The organism is Victivallis lenta (genome assembly GCF_009695545.1).
In the GTDB taxonomy this organism is placed as follows: Bacteria; Verrucomicrobiota; Lentisphaeria; order Victivallales; family Victivallaceae; genus Victivallis; species Victivallis lenta.
In genome coordinates, this window is sequence record NZ_VUNS01000006.1 from 1 (window position 1) to 15,071 (window position 15,071).

The following is a 15,071-nucleotide window of genomic DNA, read 5'->3' on the forward strand; positions in this document are numbered from 1 at the left end:
TTCGCTTTTTAGGACAGCTGATTTACAACAAAGGGGGGCTACTTTTGAGAATTGGTGTGAAATAGATGAAAATGAGGGGGCGTAATCAGAAAATTACGCCATTTTGAAAATTGTTAGGACAGGTGTGTAGAAAAATATCAATATTTATGCTTTTTTTATATGATTTAAATTTAGTGAATATTTTCAAAACCAGAGAAATTGTTTTTTGGGCGGAAATAACTAAAATAAAATTATGATGTATTGTAATCGTTTTATATAAAGTTTTTCAGGGGTACTGGTATTCCGATTTTTACTCTTGATGATATTACTGAATGCCCAAAAGGCTCAAAAGAAATTTTTAATTGTAATATTATGAAATAAATGAAGGGAAAAGTCAATATCCATTCTGAAAAATTTGCGATTTTCCGCGTGATGATCCGGCTGCGGGGCCGATGAACTGTTTTCATGCTGAAAAGTTCGAAAACTGCTTGCAAAAAACAGATTGCGGGGCAAATTATAAGGATGGATTTTCAACGGCGGAACTGATTTTGAGGTGCAAGGTGATCGAACTTGATTTTGAAAAGTCCGGCGGACTGATTCCGGCAATTGCGCAGGATGCGGACGACGGCGCCATTCTGATGATGGCTTACATCAACCGCGAGGCGTGGGAGGAGACGCTCTCCACCGGCCGGGCGGTCTATTTTTCGCGCAGCCGCAACAGATTGTGGCGCAAGGGGGAGGAGTCCGGCAACGTCCAGCTCGTCCGGGAGATTCTGGTCGACTGTGACGGCGATACGGTCGTCTTCAAGGTCGAACAGATCGGAGGGGCCGCCTGCCATACCGGCCACCGCAGCTGCTTTTTCCGCAAAGTCGATTCCGGCGCGCTCGTCGAGATCGCCCCGGTTCTCTTCGATCCCGCCAAAGTGTATAAGAAGTGATCATGAAAGAGTGGATGGAACAACTCCGGAAGGAGTTTCCGGGCCTGAAAGTCCGGAGTGACGTGCCGTATGCCGAGCTGACCACGCTCGGAGTCGGCTCCCGGCTGCCTTACCTCGCGGAAATCGCGGACGAAAAAGAACTGGCGGCGGTTTTGAAGTTCACCGCCTCCGCCGGGATTCCGGTATTCATCCTCGGCGGCGGCACGAACCTCGCCGGGATGGACGAGCCGTGCCCGAAACTCGGGCTCCGGCTCTCGAAAGCCGGGTTTTCGGGGGCGGAAAAGGAGGACGGGAAACTCCGGGCCGGTGCGTTCATCCGGCTGCCGGAGCTGGCCCGCAAAGCGGCGGAGGCCGGTTTCGCCGGGCTCGCGCCGCTGGCCGGAATTCCCGGTACGCTCGGCGGGGCGCTTCGCATGAATGCCGGAGCTTCGGGCGCCGACATCGGCGGATTCACGGCTGAAGTGACCGGCTTCCGGCTTGACGGCTCCCCGTTCCGGCAGGAGGGGGCGCAGGTCGTCTGGGGGTATCGCAGCAGCTCGATTCCGGAGGATGTTTTCATCACCGGCGCGCTTCTGTCGCTGCCCGCCGGAGAGCCCGCTGCGGAGCTGGCGGCGATTGAGGCCGAAGTGCTCGAACGCCGCCGCCGGGAGCCCTCCGGCCGCAGCGCGGGGTGTGCGTTCCGGAACGTGTCGCCGATGGACCCCGCCGGGCGTCTCATCGACGAGTGCGGGTTGAAAGGCTGCCGGATCGGCGGCGTGAAGGTCGCTGCCGAACATGCGAATTATGTGGTCAATACCGGCAATGCGAGCGAAGCGGAGTATGTCGAACTTCTCTCCGCCGTGCGCCGCGCCGTGGCCGAGCGGCACGGCTTCTATCTGCGGCCGGAGGTGAAATTCCTGAATCCGGAGTCGGAGAAGAAGGTGCTTGCCGCAGCGGAGCCGCCGAAGGTGAACGTCCTTTACGGCGGTTCGTCGAGCGAGCGGGAGATTTCACTCATGAGCGGCCGCGCCGTGGCCGACGCTTTGCGCAATGCCGGATTTTCCGTCGTTCTGACCGATGTGACGGAGTGCCGGCTTTACCCGGAGATGCTGGAGGCGGACGTGGTCTATCCCGTGCTGCATGGCGGCTACGGCGAGGACGGCCGGATTCAGAAGATTTTCGAGGAGAACAACCTGCGTTTTGTCGGTTCCGGCAGCGCCGCGAGCTTGCTCCTGATGGACAAAATCGCGAGCAAGCGGCTGATGGACCGCTTCGGCATCCCGACCGCGAAGTGGGCGGTGGTTTCCGGGCGGGAGCGGCAGTTTCCGGAGGAACTGAAACTGCCGGTGATCCTGAAGGCCCCGATGGAGGGATCGACGATCGGCATTGTGAAGGTCGAGACGGAGGCGGAGTGGGAGAAGGCGCTCGACGACGAACTCAGGCTCGCCCCCGAAATTCTGGTCGAGGAGTACGTCCGCGGGATTGAGATCACCGTGCCGATCGTGAACGGCCGGATTCTGCCGGCGATCGAAATCAAAAGTCCGCACGGCTTCTACAATTACGATGCGAAGTATGTTTACAAAGACGGACACACGGAGTATTTCTGCCCGGTCGTTTCCCTGTCCGGCGAGGTGGTGCGGAAGGCGTCGGAGTATGCGCAGCTGCTCTATCTCGGCGCCGGGAGCCGCGACATCCTGCGGGTCGATTTCATCGTCGGGGCCGACGATATTCCGTATATGCTCGAAGGGAATTCGCTGCCCGGCTGCACGGCGACAAGCCTGGTGCCGAAGGCGTCGAAGGTCTCCGGCATCAGCTTTGAACGGATGACCTCGGGCCTGGTCTACGCTGCGATGAAGCGTCCGCTGGTCCGCTCCGGGGCCGGCCCGGCTGCGGAGCCGGCGGCGTTGCCGGCGCTGCGTCCGTCCCGGCCCGGCGCGGCGCCGAATCCGGCGCTGCTCAGGCTTTGCCGCTGGATGTTCCGGATCGCGCTTGTGCTCTGCGCGATTCCGATTCTGGCCGTCGGTTTTCAGGGGCTGCTCGCCGGGATATCCGGCGCATGGGTCATGATTGTGAACGGACTTTTTCTGCTCTGTGCGGAGTTCATTTTCAAATGGTTCAATTTACTGGAGAGAAAAACGAAATGATGAAGTCGGGTAAATTCGCCGCGGTTTTCGCCGCGTTCGCTTTGGGTCTGGGTTCCGCCGTCCATGCGGCTCCGCCGCAGCAGCAGACGGTTGCGGCCGCGACCGGTTCCGTTGCCCCCGAACTCGACGTGGCGGCCTGGGCGCAGGGCGGGGAGGTCAGGCTTTCGGAGCTGAAAGGGAAGAAATATGCGGTCCTTTTCTTCTGGACGATCAGCAAGCAGGGAACCGAAAATTTCGCCGATGTCGCAAAGCTCGCGAAGGAGTATGAAAAGAAGGACGTCGTCTTTATCGGCATCGGCATCGATTCGGCCGATGCGGTGAAGAACTTCATCCGGCTCAAGGAGCTGCCGTTCTCCGTCGCGGCCGACGACAAGCTCGCCAGCGTGAATCTCTATATGCGCGAGCGCGACCGGGTTCCGATGGCCGCGGTGATCGGCCGGGACGGCCTGCTGTACTGGCGCGGGCAGCCGCAGGTGCTGAAACCGGTGCTCGACGAGGTGCTCTCGGGCAAATTCGATTTGAAGGGGAGGATCGAACGCGAAAACTTCTCGCAGTCGGTCATGGACGCGATGAAGATCAAGGACTACCCGACCGTGCTGAAGCTGCTGGATGCGGAGCTCGGCATCTACCCGGACAACATGGAACTCGTTTCCCTGAAGGTCCGGCTGCTCGCGTCGCTGATGAACAAGCCGGAGGCGGCGACCGCCTTTCTCGACGAGGTCATCGCGCGGCAGCCGAAAAACCTGAAGTTCTACCAGATGGCGGTCGCCGTGCTCAAAGAGGCGGACCGCTTCAACGAGCTCGGCGCCTGGTTCGACCGCATCATCGCGAATTTCGGCGACCAGCCGGTCACGCTGGTCAAGCTCGCGCAGGAGGAGATGAATCAGCCGGTCGGCGAGCTGCGGCTCGAGAACGCCTTCAAGCTCTGCCGCGCCGCTTATCAGGCTCCGAAATTCAAGGACAACCGCGAAAAGGGTTTTATCTTCGGTGAATACGCGCGCAGCCTCTACTACTGCGGCCGCCCCGAAAAGGCGCTGGAAGTGTCGAAGGAGGCGATGGTCCTGCTGAAGGACACGCCGGAATTCGAGAAGGCGAAATCCTACGTCATCTTCTACAACACGGTTCTGTCGCTCGGCAGGCAGATCAAGTAGCGGCGGAATTCAGTAGCATTGCTGTTTCCGGCGGAATTCGCGCGGCGACATGCCGCAGTTCCGCCGGAATTCCGAAGAGAAATAGAGTGCGTTCGCATACCCCACCTGTTCTGCGATCTGCTTGACCGGCAGACGGTTTTCGAGCAGCAGCGTCCGGGCGTGCTTCATGCGCAGACGGATCACGGTGTCGATCGGCGACCGGCCGAGGTGCTCCCGGAACAGCCGGAAGAGCGTGGTCGTGCTGACGCCGCAGTGCGCGGCCAGTCCGGCTGCGGTCAGCGGCTGCGCGTAATGCTGTTCGATATGGCGGAGCGCCCGCGCGAGCAGCGGCGGCAGCCGGCGTTCCCGGCGGTTGGACGAGAGCTCGAGCAGAATCCGGTAGCAGAGAGCCGAGGATTCGAATTCCCACCGTTCGGGCTGTCTGCGGAGCAGTTCGAACAGCCGGTCGAACAGCGGTTCGACCGTTTCACGCTTCACCCGGCGCAGTACGGTGGTGTCGCGCAGCCCGAAGGCGGTCAGGAGCGGAATGAGAGCGGTGCCCGCCATGCAGACCGTGCGTTTCAGCGTCCGCGGCGTCAGGCACTCCATCCGGCTGTCGGCGCCGGGCTGGATCAGGAAGAGGTCTCCCGGTCCGCACTCCTCGCGCCGTCCGAACTGCGTGATCGCAAAGGTTCCGGAGGTGACCAGTTCGAGGGAGAATATCTCGGAGTTCTCGCGTTCGCGCCAGCAGCCCGCGGTATTCTCGTCGTCTCCGCCGAAGACGGCCTGCAGCGCCCACTCTCCGGCCGGCGGATCGAGCGCCGCATACGTGAAGTGGTGGAGCGGATATTTTCCGATATTTTCCCCGAACAGCCTGCTGCCTTCGGCGGCGCTGAAAATTTTGATCATGCCCTGATTCCTGATGTGTCCGGCAGGATTCCTGATGTTTTTGCAGGGTTCCGGAGTTGCCGGAGCCCTTCTGATGAAGTATACTTTACTATGGAATTTCAGTAAAATCAAGGGGGCTTCATGAAAATCGACGGTGCGCTGAATGTATGGGGCAAGGGGCAGCTTATCGCATATTCCGGGATTGACGGTGAAACCGATTATGACGACGGGCTTGTGCTGCGAAGCCGGGAGGAGGGCGGCTTCGACCTTTGTCTGCCGGAGCCGGGGAGGATTCTGCTGCCGGGCGGAGCGCCGCGGCGCTGCTTCCTCGCGTCGGACTGCTTCGAGCTCGACGGTATCCGCGGTGTGCTGCCGGAGTGCCGCCATCTGCTGATCGAGGGAGACGGCTGCTCTGCCGACGTCCCGGCCGGAAAACTGGCCGTCCTGCGGCGCGGGAACCGCCTGCTGGTCGGCGTTGCCGCGCACTTCCGTCCGGAGCTGATCGACGCCGACATCGATGCTCTGCTGGCGGAACGGAAAAGGTATTTCGAAACGCTGCCGGATTTCGGCGTTGCCGACCCGCTCCGGCTTCGGACGCTGGCCAAGGCGTATTCACAGCTGAAGGGGCAGGTCAACTCCGCCTGCGGAGGGATTCCGTGCCGGTGGACGACGCCGGACCGCTGGCCGCATCGCAAGATGTGGCTCTGGGACTCGGTCTTTCACGCGGTCGGACTGCGCCATTTCGATCCGGAGACGGCGCGGGAGAGCCTGCGCGCCGTGCTGTCGCAGCAGCTTCCGGACGGCCTGATTCCGCATATGATGTCGCCGCACGGCCATTCGGAGGTGACCCAGCCGCCGGTGCTGGCCTTCGGCATCGCGGCGGTCGATGAGACGGCGCCGGACCGTGTGTTCCTGGCCGAGGCGTTTCCGAAGCTCGAACGTTACCTCGACTGGATTTTCCGGAATCGCGACAGCGACGGCGCCGGGCTCGTCGAATGGGCGATCGAAGGGGACCCGCACTGCCGGAGCGGCGAGAGCGGCATGGACAATTCGCCGCGCTTCGACTCCGCCGCCGAGCTGGACGCGCCCGACTTCAACAGCTACCTGTCGCTTGAGTGCGAGACGATGGCGGCCTTCGCGCGGAAGCTGGAATTGCCGGAACGCGCCGCATTCTGGCAGGAGCGGCATGAACGGCTCAACGGGCTTATGAACCGCCTGCTCTGGAGTGAAGGAGAGGGAATCTACATGGACCGCGACGTGCGCGGCGGCGGTCTGACCGGCGTCGCCGCGTCGGCCGGATTCCTGCCGCTGATCTGCGGCGCGCCGTCAGAAGAGCAGGCCGCGAAACTGCTGGCGAACCTGAGGGACCCGGAACGCTTCGGCACGCCGTTCCGCATTCCGTCGATCAGCCGCCGCAATGCGGAGGCGTATGCGAAGGATATGTGGCGCGGTCCGGTCTGGATCAACATCAATTACCTGATCGGCCTCGGCCTTGAGCGCTACGGCTTCAAAGATGAGGCGGAGAAGCTGTTTGCGGATACCGTCAGGGAGGAGGAGCGGATGTACGCCCGGTACGGAACCTTCTTCGAGTTTTACGACGACCGCCGCGAATGCGACCCGCCCGAACTGCTGCGCAAAGGGAAATGCGCGCCGGGGGAGAGTCCGTATCATCAGGTGTTTTTCGATTACGGCTGGTCCGCGACGCTTTACATCGAGATGGTCCGTCGCCTCGCGGGCCGGTGACACGGAGTAAGCCGTTGCAGCCTGGTGTAAAAAAGTGCGGCAGGCTCCGCGCGGCGGATGTGAACGGTCGCCGATGTTTCATGGGTGAACCGTTCACTTCTGTTTCTGTTGTTTTCAGATTTATAATCTGTTGCAATGCTTCGCCCGCACTCATCGGAATGTTCCGGCTCTACCCCGCTCCCGTTGCCGGCGGCGTTTGGCCGGCTCCCGGCAGATCGTTTCGGCGCTCTGCTGCCTGGCTGCCTGAATCGTTATCATGTGATTGGCGGCGGAATGATTCAGTGAGAGGAAAAACATTGACAACAGTGAAGAATGCCGTGTTTTTCGGGTCGCACATATTGACTTTACTGGAATTTACGCTATAATATTAATCTCGAAGAAAATTAACAGGGAACAAGGGAACGATCGAGTGATGATTTCTGCAGCGATGCCGTCCATGGTATTTTTGTGTTTCCGTTCCCGGGAAACGATTGCGGATTCATCCGCAATACTTGATGACGCCAGTCATCAAGTCGAATTTTCAAGCAAGCAAGCAAGCAAGCAAGTTGCATGCCAATGCACAGCATCTCATTCTGATTTTCTGATTTCTTTTTCCGCGATCTGGAGCGGGACTTTGTCCTGCCCGGATTTCCGGGACGAATATAAAAATTTCCGGTTTTGCGCCGAAGCAGGTTCTCTTGTGCCCGCTCCGGCGTTTTGCTATGCCAGGCACAGACAGCCGCGAATTTCAGCTTTGATCTGAAGTCCGCGGCTGTCCGTGTTTAGCGAAATAGTTGATAAAGAAGGATCAATAGAGAAAAGTTGATTCCTTATGGGGCGGCTCTTTGGGCACGACCGGGATGGTCGGCACTGGTTCCGTTTCGGCCGAATATTTGAAGCAGGCCACTCTTTGAGAAAAAGGATATTTTTCTCGAGGAGTACCGGAGGTGTATCGATATCTATGAGATTTGAACCCAGAAAGATCGTCATAACCGAGGATGAAAACTCTTTGTGGTATCCGCTGAGAACAGTTCCCCGGCATGAAATAAAGCTGTATCGCCAGCTTGAAGAAAAAGGGATTCCGGTTTATTTGCCGGTTATGCCGGCAGTAAAAGTTCATCACGTCTGCTACAAAACAAATTCTTATCGTTACGAAGATGAAGTTTTGCGTCCTATGCTGCCGTCCTACGTTTTTGCGCGTCTTGATTGCACCCAACGGCAGTCTGTATGGAGAACCAACTCCGTCCGAGCGCTTTTGGATGTTCCCAAAGTTCAGCAGGCATCTTTTGCGGAGGAGCTGCGGGGCTTGCAAGTCATGGAAGAATTATCATTTCATACTAAAGTGGAATACAAAAAAGAGATCGCGGTCAATGACCGGTTTGTGATTGAAGAACCGCGTCAGTTTGAAGGTTCGTACGGTTATTTGGTTGAAAGGCGGAAACGTTTCCTGTGGGTTATCAAACTCGAGATTATTGGCGGCTGCGTCACTGCTGAAATTGATCCGAGACAATATAAGTTTACCAAAGTATAGGCTTCACGGTCGGGAGATGGCAACCATGAAAAAAAACATCTATACGATCATCGGTACGGATACCTATTTCGGCGCTCATATGTTGAAGCATTTGCAAGCCATGAAGCAAATCGTTATTGGCTGCACCCAGGGGGAACCCTTTCGGTATGAGGCGGAATCGATATGTGTTTCCGACCTCGGCAAATATGAAGATATGCCTGCTGTTGACGGAGAATGGATTGTCATCTGCCTTGATCCCGGCATGGGGTTTGAAGCATATGCCGCAAAACTGAAAGGTATTTTGGATCATTTGCGCGCTCGTGAATTTATCGGGGATATTTGTTTCTTCTCTTCTGCGGCGATTTGCATGCCGGATGCGGATCAGCCGATATCCGAAACCTCCGCGATTTACCCCCGTAACGAGCACGATCTTGCACTTGTTACCGGTGAAAATTTATTGAGTGTTTTTGGATGCAGTAACAAAGGCTATGCCGTTCCGCACATCATGCGAATCGGAGTTCCGTATGGCAATGAGGCTGACATGAAGGCGGTTGACGGATTCGTGAATAAAATGATTTCCGAAGCAGAAAACAATGTTTCCCTGAAAATTCCGATGGGGGGAGAGGCCAAACGCTCTTTAATTCATATTTCTGATATTTGCAGAGCCGTAACTCAATTGATGAATAGTGAGAATTGTCCGATGTTAGTCAATATCCCGGGCGAGATCAAGACGATCAGCGAGGTCGGCCATGCAATATCCCGAAAATATCATGTCGATTTTATTGAACGCGGCTTAAACCTGTATGACGAATTGGATTTCTTTGCCGGAGATCAATATTTGTCGGACGAGCTCTTTAATGAGAGTTTGAAGTATGAGCGTCAATATCTGTTTGACAGCTGGCTTAGCGAAAAGCCGATGCTTTATGCCGTAAATTGATTGATATGTATTTTACAATGCGGCAACCGCGGCCGGGTGCGTGTCATCGCAGCGGAAAGCAAGTCCGTACGAGCATGGAACAAAATAGCTTGCCGTTTACCATCAGCAAGAAGAGTACGTTCCAAATATAAGACCATTTACGAACCGGTATATGGCGGCTGTGTCTGTGTTTATGCGGCGCGGCGTAAAGAAGACAACTCCATCATATAGGCATTCCAACGTACTCCGCCTTGTTGATATTCATCCCCGGCTGTGACAGCGAAATCATAGCGCAGATGGAAGTCCGCCGCAAGCTAGAACAGCTTTCTGAAACGTGCGATGTGAATCGGAAAAATATCCTCCGGCTTCCGAGAGAGAAGCTTTGAACGGTCAGAACCGGTCCGTTTTTCGGATTTAGCGGATACCGGAAAAAACTGAACAGTGGAAAGATGTTCGTCGCAACCATGAATGTAAATGTAAAAATAAAATATGGCAGTGATATGTAATATCGAAATTGACGCCTGTACTGTCGGCCGCAGAGATTGAGCATGGATGGTGTTGTGTTGTATAAAACAAGGAAAGAATATTACAATGTTATCAGAAATCAAAAACAAAGAGATCAAAATCGCCATCATTGGTTTGGGTTACGTTGGCTTGCCGCTGGCGGTCGAATTCGGCAGGAAGTATGACACCGTCGGTTTCGATGTGAAACCGGAACGCCTGGAAGCATTGCGCCGGGGGGAAGATACGACGCTCGAAACCTCATCGGAAGACTTGAAAGCCGCGATTCGCCTGAAATACTCCGGCGACCCGGCCGATCTGAAAGACCGGGACATTTTTATCGTGACCGTGCCGACGCCGGTGGATCAGTACAACCGCCCGGATTTGACGCCGTTGTATAAAGCGAGCGAAACCGTCGGCAAGGTGATGAAGCCGGGAGCGATCGTCGTTTATGAGAGTACGGTATATCCGGGCTGCACCGAAGAGGAGTGCGTGCCGGTTCTGGAAAAATTCAGCGGCCTGAAATTCAACACCGACTTCTTTTGCGGATACAGCCCGGAACGGATCAATCCCGGCGACAAGGAACATACTCTGACGAAGATCCTGAAGATCACCTCCGGCTCAACGCCGGAGACTGCCGATATCGTCGATGCGCTTTACGGCAGCATTCTGAAGAACGGGACGCACCGGGCCAGTTCAATGAAGGTCGCGGAAGCCGCGAAAGTGATTGAAAATTCGCAGCGGGATTTGAATATCGCTTTCGTGAACGAGCTGGCGAAGATCTTCCGCCTGATCGGAATCGATACGAATGATGTGCTGGCCGCGGCGGGAACGAAATGGAATTTCCTGAAATTCAAACCGGGTTTGGTCGGGGGACACTGTATCGGCGTCGATCCGTATTATCTGACCCATAAGGCGCAGGCGCTGGGCTACCTGCCCGAAGTGATTCTCGCCGGCCGCCGCATCAACGACGGCATGGGCAAATATATTGCGGCCGAAGTTGTGAAACTTATGATTAAAAAAGAGTTGAAAATTGTGAATGCCAAAGTGTTGCAGCTTGGCATCACATTCAAGGAAAACTGTACTGACATTCGGAATTCTCATGCGGCAGATGTTGTTTACGGATTGCAGGAATTCGGATGCCGGGTGGATATCTATGATCCGTGGGCAGATCCGGCGGCAGTCAGGACGGAATATGGTTTGACAAGTTTTAAGGATCTGAAGGCTCTGGCTTCAAATTATGACGCGATCGTGGCTGCTGTGGCTCACCGGGAATTTTCTGATATGAGCTTACGAAAATATACCTGCGCCGATGGAGTTATCTTTGACCTCAAAGGATTCGTCCCGCGTGACATCGTGGATGGCAGGCTGTAGAAGCGGATGAATATGATGATGGAATGCTTTCCTCAAAAACTGTCTGGCATTCTTGGAAATATGACCGGCAAACGTATTGCGGTCATTGGGGACATCATACTGGATCGTTATATTCGCGGCAGCGTGGAACGAATTTCTCCGGAAGCACCGATCCCTATTGTTCAGGCCCAGGAGACTTTCGTTCGTCTTGGCGGTGCAGCCAATGTTATGCAAAACGTAATTGCATTGGGGGGCGCCGCCTTCGCCTTCGGCATTGTCGGTGACGATGACGCCGGGCATGAAGTAATTTCGCAATTATGCCGGAACAAAATAGAATGTTCAGGGGTGATAACCGCCGTTACCCGGGAAACGACCGTCAAAACCCGGATATTATCCGGCAGCCAGCAGTTGCTGCGAATCGATAAGGAAAACACATCACCTATAAATGATGATCAGAAGGAATTGCTGATTGTACGGCTGACCCGGCTTCTGGCCGACAACCAGATTGATGCGGTTGTTCTGGAAGATTATGCCAAAGGAGTACTGGACCAGGAAATTTCACAGGCGATTGTCGATGCGGCCAACCATTATGGCGTGTTTTCGTTGCTGGACCCGAATCCACGCAATCACATGCGAGTTGAAAAACTTACGGTCCTGAAGCCTAACTGCCGTGAGTTATGGGCTTTAGGCGGCGTACTTCCGAGCAACAATCGGGCAGATTTAGTTAGGGCTGCTTCGACAATCATGCAGGATTGGGAGATTGAGAACCTTGTTCTCACTTTAGCGCAAGACGGCATACTGCTATTTTCCCGGACCGGAGATCCGGCTGGCTCGGCCTTACCGGCCGTCGCGCGAGAGGTATATGATGTTTCCGGCGCTGGAGATACCGTAATTGCGGTTATCGCAATGGCTTTGGCGGCACATGCAGAAATACGTGAGGCGGTGTTGCTGGGAAATCTTGCCGCCGGGATTGCCGTCGGCAAACTTGGAACGTCTACTGTTTCAAGTTTGGAAATACAGCAGGAACTGGCAAAGAATAATTTATCCTGAAAGATGAATTGAATATGAAACGCGCATTGATTACCGGCATAACGGGCCAGGACGGCTCGTATCTGACCGAGCTGCTGCTGGAGAAGGGCTACGAGGTGCACGGCATCATCCGGCGTGCGAGCAGCTTCAACACGGGGCGGATCGACCACCTGTACCGCGATCCGCACCTGGACGGAGTACGGTTGTTCCTGCACTACGGAGACCTGACCGATTCGTCGAACCTGAGCCGCCTGATCGAGAAGATCCAACCCTCCGAAATTTACAACCTCGGCGCGCAGAGTCACGTGCAGGTGAGTTTCGAGGTTCCGGAGTACACGGCGGAGACCGATGCGATCGGGACTTTGCGGTTGCTGGACGCGATCAAGGAGACCGGGGTTCCGGCGCGGTTTTACCAGGCATCGACCTCCGAACTCTACGGCAAGGTGCAGGAGGTTCCGCAGAGCGAGACGACGCCGTTCTATCCGCGCAGTCCGTACGCGGTTGCAAAGCAGTACGGCTTCTGGATCACGAAGAATTACCGGGAAGCGTACAACCTTCACGCCAGCAATGGGATATTGTTCAACCACGAGTCTCCGCGGCGGGGCGAGACCTTCGTGACGCGCAAGATCACGATGGCGGTGGCGCGGATTCACCGCGGATTGCAGGAGTGCTTCTACATGGGTAACATCGATGCGCGGCGCGACTGGGGGTATGCGAAGGACTACGTGAAGATGATGTGGATGATGCTGCAGCAGGAAGTTCCTGACGACTATGTGGTTGCAACCGGAGAAATGCATACGGTTCGTGAGTTCATCGAAAGGAGCTTCGCCCGGGTCGGGCGCGGCATCGAATGGAAGGGGGCCGGCGTTGACGAAACCGGCATCGACACGACGACCGGAAAAACGGTGGTCCGGATCGATCCGCGCTATTTCCGGCCGGCCGAAGTCGAGCAGCTGCTCGGCAACCCGGCCAGGGCGAAGGAGAAGCTCGGCTGGGAGCCGGAAGTGAAGTTCGAAGAACTGGTGAAAATCATGGTTGACGGCGACCTGCGGCTGCTGGACAACCCGAATTACGAGATCGGGTTCTGAACATGATCGACAAAAACGCGAAAATTTTCATCTGCGGCCACCGCGGCATGGTCGGCAGCGCCTGCGTGCGGAAGTTTGAAAAAGAGGGCTACTCGAACATTCTGAAACGCACCCGAGCCGAACTCGATCTGCGCAATCAGCTTGCGGTGAAGGAGTTCTTCGATGCCGAACAGCCGGACTACGTGATTCTGGCCGGAGCGAAGGTCGGCGGAATCATGGCGAATAAGACGCATTGCGCGGAATTCCTGCTTGAGAACCTCGAGATCCAGAACAATGTGATCATGCAGAGTTACCTGCACGGAGTCAGGAAGTTCTGCTTTCTCGGCTCGAGCTGCATCTATCCGTGCCGTGCGCCGCAGCCGATCAGAGAGGAGTATCTGCTGACCGGGCCGCTGGAGCCGACCAACGAAGGTTACGCGCTGGCCAAGATCGCCGGGTACAAACTCTGCCTCTATTTGAGCCGGCAGTACGGCTGGAACACGGTGAGCCTGATGCCGTGCAACCTCTACGGAACCAACGACAACTACGATCCGGAGAACAGCCATGTGTTTCCGGCCTTCGTGCGGCGTTTCGTGACGGCTGCGCGGGAGAACCGGGCCGTGGAAGTGGTCTGGGGAACCGGTGCTCCGCTGCGGGAGTTCCTGCACGTGGACGACGTGGCGAATGCGGTCTATTATTTCATGCAGAACCACAATGACCCGGAGGTCGTCAACATCGGCAGCGGCAGCGACATCACCATCAGGGAGCTGGCCGGAAAGATCGCCGCGGCGGCGGGATTCAGAGGAGAAATCAGGTGGGACGCCTCCAGACCCGACGGCATGTACCGCAAACTTATGGATTCGAGCAAAGCGCGAAAGCTTGGCTGGAAACCGGAAATCACCATCGACGAAGGCATTAGAAGAACCATTCAAGAATATAAGGACGGTATATCGAAATGAAACGAATCGCATTGGTCGGCTGCGGCCGTATTTCCAAACGGCACATGGAAGCCATTACCGCCACTCCGGGCGTCGAAATTGCTTATGTCTGCGACAAGAAGGAAGAGCGGGCGCGGGCGGCCGCTGAACAGCTTAAGATTCCATATGTGACCGATTACCGGGAATTAAAGGGAAAGGGGCTTGATGTTATCAGTGTGCTGACTCCTTCGGGACTTCATCCTCGTCATGTTTCGAATATCGCCGAATTGACGGATGCGCCTTACATTGTCTGCGAAAAGCCGTTATCGCTCACCCTGCGGGAAGCATACGAGGTTTACCGTCGTGTCGAAAAGGCCGGGAAAACGCTGCTGCCGGTTTTCCAGAATCGTTATAATCCGCTGGTAAGGGAAATCAAGAGCCTGATTGACTCCGGCCGCCTTGGAAAGCTGTACCAGTTCGTCTGCAACGTGCTTTGGAACCGCAACGACGATTATTACAGCATTGACTGGCATGGAACGCGCGAGTTTGACGGCGGCGTCATGTATACGCAGGCGAGCCATTACGTGGATATGGTGCATTTCTTTTTCGGTGAGCTGGCTTTCAGTCGCGGTCTGGGCGGTTCGTTGCGGAATCTGGAGACGCAGGATACCGTGTCGGCTGTATTGCAGTTCAGGAATGGGACCGTTGGCACCATCAATGCGACGGTCAGCGTGTACCGGAGCAATTTTATGACGGAGTTTACGCTGATCGCCGAAAAAGGAACCATCCGGCTGTCCGGCACGAATTTGAATCAGATCGACTTCTGGGATGTGGAAGGAGTTGAAAAACCGGATATGGATTTCAAACTCGACCATCAGTACGGGAAGGGACACAACACGTTGTATGAATACATCGCTTCCGGTCGTTGGGAGATGTTTCCCTCCCGGGAGGATGTGCTCTCCGGCATTCGCCTGATGGAAATGATCTCTTACTGATCT

General features: G+C 55.8%; 13 protein-coding genes. 12 read left to right on the plus strand and 1 reads right to left on the minus strand.

Annotated features, from left to right (window positions below):
* Positions 1-539 precede the first annotated feature (539 nt).
* From hisI to FYJ85_RS07275, 3 genes are read left to right on the plus strand one after another with little or no spacing between them, the layout of a single operon-like run.
* Positions 540-917 carry a phosphoribosyl-AMP cyclohydrolase gene (hisI, locus tag FYJ85_RS07265; RefSeq protein ID WP_338116696.1) on the plus strand — a complete coding sequence of 126 codons (378 nt, stop codon included), beginning with the start codon at positions 540-542 and terminating at the stop codon, positions 915-917.
* A 2-nt stretch (positions 918-919) separates the two neighbouring features.
* Positions 920-3,040: a UDP-N-acetylmuramate dehydrogenase gene (gene murB, locus FYJ85_RS07270; protein WP_154417585.1), complete on the plus strand. Its 2,121-nt coding sequence runs from the start codon at positions 920-922 to the stop codon at positions 3,038-3,040.
* Positions 3,037-4,191 carry a redoxin domain-containing protein gene (locus tag FYJ85_RS07275; protein ID WP_206213020.1) on the plus strand — a complete coding sequence of 385 codons (1,155 nt, stop codon included), beginning with the start codon at positions 3,037-3,039 and terminating at the stop codon, positions 4,189-4,191. The genes murB and FYJ85_RS07275 overlap by 4 nt, the downstream gene beginning before the upstream one ends.
* 9 nt (positions 4,192-4,200) lie before the next feature.
* Here the strand turns inward: FYJ85_RS07275 and FYJ85_RS07280 are convergent, their stop codons facing one another.
* Positions 4,201-5,079: a helix-turn-helix domain-containing protein gene (locus FYJ85_RS07280; protein ID WP_206213021.1), complete on the minus strand. Its 879-nt coding sequence runs from the start codon at positions 5,077-5,079 to the stop codon at positions 4,201-4,203.
* A gap of 120 nt (positions 5,080-5,199) precedes the next feature.
* Here FYJ85_RS07280 and FYJ85_RS07285 point away from each other — a divergent pair, with 120 nt between their 5' ends.
* The 9 genes from FYJ85_RS07285 (at position 5,200) to FYJ85_RS07325 (ending at position 15,068) form a co-directional block, all read left to right on the plus strand.
* Entirely contained in the window at positions 5,200-6,801 is a 1,602-nt protein-coding gene (locus tag FYJ85_RS07285) for an amylo-alpha-1,6-glucosidase (RefSeq protein WP_106052886.1), read from the plus strand.
* Positions 6,802-7,210: 409 nt separating this feature from the next.
* Positions 7,211-7,543 (plus strand): hypothetical protein, encoded by a 333-nt coding sequence (locus FYJ85_RS07290; protein WP_154417591.1) that lies wholly within the window; start codon positions 7,211-7,213, stop codon positions 7,541-7,543.
* A gap of 198 nt (positions 7,544-7,741) precedes the next feature.
* Positions 7,742-8,311, plus strand: coding sequence for a transcription termination/antitermination NusG family protein (locus FYJ85_RS07295; protein ID WP_206213022.1), 570 nt, complete (start codon positions 7,742-7,744; stop codon positions 8,309-8,311).
* A gap of 25 nt (positions 8,312-8,336) precedes the next feature.
* A complete protein-coding gene (locus FYJ85_RS07300; protein WP_206213023.1) occupies positions 8,337-9,227 on the plus strand; it encodes an NAD-dependent epimerase/dehydratase family protein in 891 nt (296 codons plus the stop codon).
* Positions 9,228-9,797: 570 nt separating this feature from the next.
* The gene (locus FYJ85_RS07305) at positions 9,798-11,081 is read left to right on the plus strand and encodes a nucleotide sugar dehydrogenase (RefSeq protein WP_154417794.1); all 1,284 of its coding nucleotides are present in this window, start codon (positions 9,798-9,800) and stop codon (positions 11,079-11,081) included.
* A gap of 6 nt (positions 11,082-11,087) precedes the next feature.
* Entirely contained in the window at positions 11,088-12,110 is a 1,023-nt protein-coding gene (locus FYJ85_RS07310; RefSeq protein ID WP_154417597.1) for a bifunctional heptose 7-phosphate kinase/heptose 1-phosphate adenyltransferase, read from the plus strand.
* 14 nt (positions 12,111-12,124) lie between these two features.
* Positions 12,125-13,177, plus strand: coding sequence for a GDP-mannose 4,6-dehydratase (gene gmd, locus FYJ85_RS07315; protein ID WP_154417599.1), 1,053 nt, complete (start codon positions 12,125-12,127; stop codon positions 13,175-13,177).
* A 5-nt stretch (positions 13,178-13,182) separates the two neighbouring features.
* Complete coding sequence (locus FYJ85_RS07320; RefSeq protein WP_420856462.1) at positions 13,183-14,115, plus strand: GDP-L-fucose synthase family protein; 933 nt, start codon at positions 13,183-13,185, stop codon at positions 14,113-14,115.
* Complete coding sequence (locus FYJ85_RS07325) at positions 14,112-15,068, plus strand: Gfo/Idh/MocA family protein (protein WP_154417603.1); 957 nt, start codon at positions 14,112-14,114, stop codon at positions 15,066-15,068. Before FYJ85_RS07320 ends, FYJ85_RS07325 begins: the two co-directional genes overlap by 4 nt.
* Positions 15,069-15,071 lie beyond the last annotated feature (3 nt).